This is a genomic window from Streptomyces sp. NPDC043812 (assembly GCF_056436245.1).
The window spans coordinates 1-4,497 of the sequence record NZ_JBWKCY010000076.1; the positions used below are offsets into that span (position 1 = coordinate 1).

3 protein-coding genes are annotated in these 4,497 nt (G+C 66.6%); all 3 read right to left on the bottom strand.

The features are described 5' to 3' along the window. Window positions 1-2,009, bottom strand: a 2,009-nt coding sequence (locus AC067Z_RS38560; RefSeq protein WP_478794306.1) for a type I restriction endonuclease, incomplete at its 3' end; no start/stop codon positions are given. Further along, complete coding sequence (locus AC067Z_RS38565) at window positions 2,006-3,244, bottom strand: restriction endonuclease subunit S (protein WP_478794307.1); 1,239 nt, start codon at window positions 3,242-3,244, stop codon at window positions 2,006-2,008. The genes AC067Z_RS38560 and AC067Z_RS38565, both read right to left, overlap by 4 nt. Continuing rightward, window positions 3,241-4,497: HsdM family class I SAM-dependent methyltransferase (locus AC067Z_RS38570; protein ID WP_478794308.1), on the bottom strand; the 1,257-nt coding region annotated here is incomplete at its 5' end. The genes AC067Z_RS38570 and AC067Z_RS38565, both read right to left, overlap by 4 nt.

A 4,497-nucleotide genomic window follows, 5' to 3' on the forward strand; every position in this document is an offset into this window, starting at 1 on the left:
TCCTTGACCTCGGTGGTCTCCTCGCCGTCGATGGTGAGGGTGCCGGAGATCGCGACGAGCACGCCCAGGTCCGGGTACTTGGTGTCGTACTCGCGGTCGGCGATGTAGCTGCGGATGGCGCGGGCCATCTGGACGGCCGAGTGGCGGGACGCCGTGACCACCATGGCCTTGGCGCGTCCACCGAGCCGGCCGCGGGTGTGGGCGATGAAGTGCTCGACGATCACCGTGGCGTGCTGGGACACCGTGTGCTCGTGCATGAGGGCGAACCGGGCGAGCTGGCTGTTCGCCTTGGAGGGGTCGACCTCCTTCTCGTCGCGGTTGAGGTTCGCGAGCTTCCAATAGGTGTTGTACGTGACGTAGTTACGCAGGGGGTCGAGGATGAAGCCTTCCTCGATGGCTTGGCGCATGGAGTAGGTGTGGAAGGGGCGGTAGACGGTCTTGCCGTTCTCGACGCCGTCTGTGCCGAAGAGCTCGAGGGTCTTGGACTTGGGCGTTGCCGTGAAGGCGAAGTAGGAGAGGTTGGTGGCGCGGGAGCGCGCGACGGCCTTCGCCTTGAGCTGGTCGTCCACGGTGATCGTGGTCGCGCCCTCGTCGTCCGAGTCGGCGTCCAGGCCGAGGTCCCGCAGGGCGGACTTCACGGCGGTGGCGGCGTCGCCGGACTGGGAGGAGTGCGCCTCGTCGACGATGACCGCGAAGCGGGTGCCCTTGATCTCGGTGGGGTTGCGCTTGATGTAGTCGAGCAGCGCCGGGAACGAGTGCAGGGTGACGGTGACGATCTTCCCGGTGTCCCGGGAGAGGGCACGGGCGAGCTGCTCGCTCTTGGCGCCGTGCTTCTCGTCGACCTTGACGACCAGGCCGTCGGTCTGGCTGAAGCTGCCTACGGTCTCACGGAGCTGGGCGTCCAGGTTCCGGCGGTCGGTGATGACGATGACCTTGTCGAAGACGGGTTCGCCCGGCTTGATACGGCCCTCGGCGAGGGCGTCGGGGTTAAGGACGCTCGGATCGGTTCGGGCGTGCAGGTCACTGAGGCGGTGGGCCAGCCAGCCGATGGTGTTCGACTTGCCCGAGCCGGCGGAGGCCATGATGAGGTAGTTCTGGCCGGCGCCGTGGACGGACGCGTGCGCGGTGAGTTTCTTGACCACGTCCCATTGGTGGAAGCGGGGGAAGATCGTCGTCTTGGTGGTGCCGCCGCCAGGCGTCTTGTGCTTCTGCTGGTGCACGAAGCGCTGGAGGAGGTCGAGCCAGCTGTCCCGCTGCCAGACCTGTTCCCAGAGGTAGGAGGTGGCGTACGTGCCGTGGGCTGTGGGTGCAGGGTTGCCGGACCCGCCGGGCTGGCCGGGGCCGCTTGAGCCGGTGTTGAAGGGCAGGAACTGGGTGCTCTTGCCGCGCAGCTGCGTGGTGACGAAGACCAGGTCCGGGTCGACGGCGAAGTTCGCGATCACGCGCCGCGTGAAGATCAACTCGGTCGGGTCGCGGTCGGTCCGGTACTGCTCCTTGGCTTGCTCGACGCCCTGCCCGGTGAGCGGGTTCTTCAACTCGGCCGTGGCGACCGGGATGCCATTGAGGAACAGGGTCAGGTCGAGGCGGTGGCCCCAGTCGGCCTGCTTGGTGGCGTAGGGAAGTTCGCGTACGACGGTGAGGCGGTTGGCCCGGTAGCCGTCGAGGACAGAGTCTGCGGAGATGAGGTTGGGCTTGAAGTAGGCGACGCGGAGCCGGACACCACGGTCCTTGACGCCGTTACGGAGGACATGGAGCAGCCCGTCATCGGTGATGGCCCGGTCAAGCCGCTGCGCGAAGCCGCGCTGCGCCTCGTTGGGGTTGCCGCCGTAGACGGTGAGGAGTTCGTTCCACTCGTCGGGCTGGGTCTCGCCGATGAAGGTGTAGAGCTCGTTGGTGTCGAGTCCGAGGTCGGGGCGGTAGTCCTCGGGGTTGGCCTCGCGCCAGCCTCGCTCGCAGAGTGCGGCGACTATGGCGGACCCGAAGGAGGACTCGTCGTGCACGGGGCTCATGCGCCGACTCCTTCGGTCACGCCTCGGCCACTGGCCGTCGATACGTCGAACCGGCCGGTGACGGCCCAAGTGATGAGGGCTTGGCGGCGCTCGTTGAGCAGCGCGATCTGTCGCTTTGTCAGAGCGTCGCAGTGTGACGCGTGGAGCAGTGCCTCACGGGCAGTCGCGGCGATACGGGACTGCTCGTCGGGTGACGACGGCAAGGGCGCCCGGACCTGAGACAGGTGCGTGGGACCGAAGTGCTGCATGGTGGCACCCGTCTTGAGTAGGTCGATCTGCCGGGCGAACAGGGAGGACCGCAGGAAGGCCTCCACGTATTCCATGTCGATGCCCGTCTGCGCCGGTCGCAGAATGATCAGACCGGTGTACGGTACGGCCCCCACTACGCCGGGGTCCCGGACCACCGACACCTCGCCCATGGTCGCGCTGCCGCTGATCAGCCGGTCGCCGAGGCGCAGGCGGAAATGCGACCACTGCCGAGCGACCTTGTCCGGGTCAAGGAAGTTGCAGCCGTTGAGAGTGACCTCCCCTTGCTGCAGGCCGGCGATCCGGACGAGCGGGACTCCGGAGCGGTGGAAGTCCACGGCCATGATGCCCGGGCCTTCACGGAAGCGGACGATGTAGCGCAGGGGTACCAGGTTCGTGCACTGTCCAATCGCCTCGTCCAGCACCCGCTGGGACCGTTCGCCGGCCAGCCTGCCAAGCCGTCCGTAAAGGCGGATGAGCTGGTCGATGCGGGAAGTCTCGGCGTCGAGGAAATCGGCGATGCGGCGTTGCTGCTCGGGAGCGGGGACGCGCATCGAGATGTTGGCGTAGCGGTCGGCGTTGAAGTTCTGGATGGTGGAGGCGACGGCCTCGGAATGCACGGTGCCCTGGAAGCCGGCGGACTGCGTCGCATAGTTCAGGAAGCGGGGTTCCACTCCCGGCTTCGGACGGAACCGGATGAGGAACCCGGCGAACGTGTGCCCCTGCGCCTGCTCCGGAACGAGGAACGAGCGTCCCAGAGTGCCGCTGCGGGACAACAGGATGTCCCCAGGGAGCAGTTGATGCCGGGCCTCGATGGCCATGTCGACATGTACCCCGGACTCGGCGTCCTTCAGGGTGCCGTCGGCCGCGATGTCGGACGTCCTGATGAGGCGGGTTCCGGTTGCCGAGTAGCTGTCGGCGGCGACGTTCAGGCCGTACTGGCCCGAGTCGACGCACAGGTGCTTCAGCCGCGTCTCCTTCCAGGTCACTCCGTCACCTCGCTGAGGAGCCCCTGGATCTCCGTTTCCAGCGCCTTCAACTCGGCGTCGATCTCCGCCAACGGCCGCGGCGGCTCGTACACGTAGAAGTGCCGCGTGAACGGAATCTCGTACCCGATCTTCGTCTTGCTGTGGTCGATCCACGCGTCCGGAACATGCGGGTGGACCTCCCGCTTCAGGTACTCCTCGACGTCCTCGCTCAACAACACGTTCTCGTAGTCCCGAAGCTCCGGGTCCGGCTCGGGCTGGCCCTTCACCAGCTGCACCTCGCCCTCCGGGTCCCGCACGCCGATCGCGTCCCGCAGTGCCTTGTTGAAGGGCGCACCCGTGGGCCACGTTCCGCCGGCCTGTACCACCGCGTCCTTGAGGGCGAGCCAAGCCTCCTGCTTCGTAGCCCAGCTCGTGACCTCCATCGACTCGAAGGCGTCGAACATGACCGAAGCCTGCGGCAGCTTCTGGGTGACCTTGGAGGCCTCCAGCTCCGCCAACGTCTCCTCCGTCACCTCGAACCTCAGCTTCAGCGGCCGTTCCACTGTGATCCGCTGGTACCCGAAGTCCTCGTTCCAGAAGACCTTCGCCTTGCCGTGCAGCGGGTGCTCCGTATCCCCCGCCACGGCCAGCGCCTCGCCGTACAGCTTGACCACCGTCGCGATGTGGTCCTTGCCCAGCGCCTTGCGCTTGTCGCCCAGGGACTTCCGCATCTTCTGCCACTGGTCACGCGCGTCCAACAGCACGACCTTGCCCTTGTGGTCCGGGCTCTTCCGGTTTGTCAGGATCCAGAAGTACGTGGAGATGCCGGTGTTGTAGAAGAGCTGGTCCGGCAAGGCGACGATGCCCTCCAGCCAGTCGTTCTCCAGGATCCAGCGGCGGATCTCCGACTCGCCCGAACCGGCCGCGCCCGTGAACAACGGCGAGCCGTTGAAGACGATGGCCAGACGCGAGCCGCCCCCGCCGTTCACGTCCACCGGCTTCATCTTCGAGATCATGTGCTGGAGGAACAGCAGTGAGCCGTCGTTGATGCGCGGCAGCCCCGCCCCGAAGCGTCCGGCCTCGCCCAGCGACTTGTGCTCGTGCTCGACCTCCTCCTTGACCTTTTTCCACTCCACGCCGAACGGCGGGTTCGCCAGCATGTAGTCGAAGGTCTTGCGGGCGTGCCCGTCGTCGGAGAAGGAGTTGCCGAAGGCGATGTTCTCCGGGTCCTGGCCCTTGATCATCAGGTCGGACCGGCAGATCGCCCACGACTC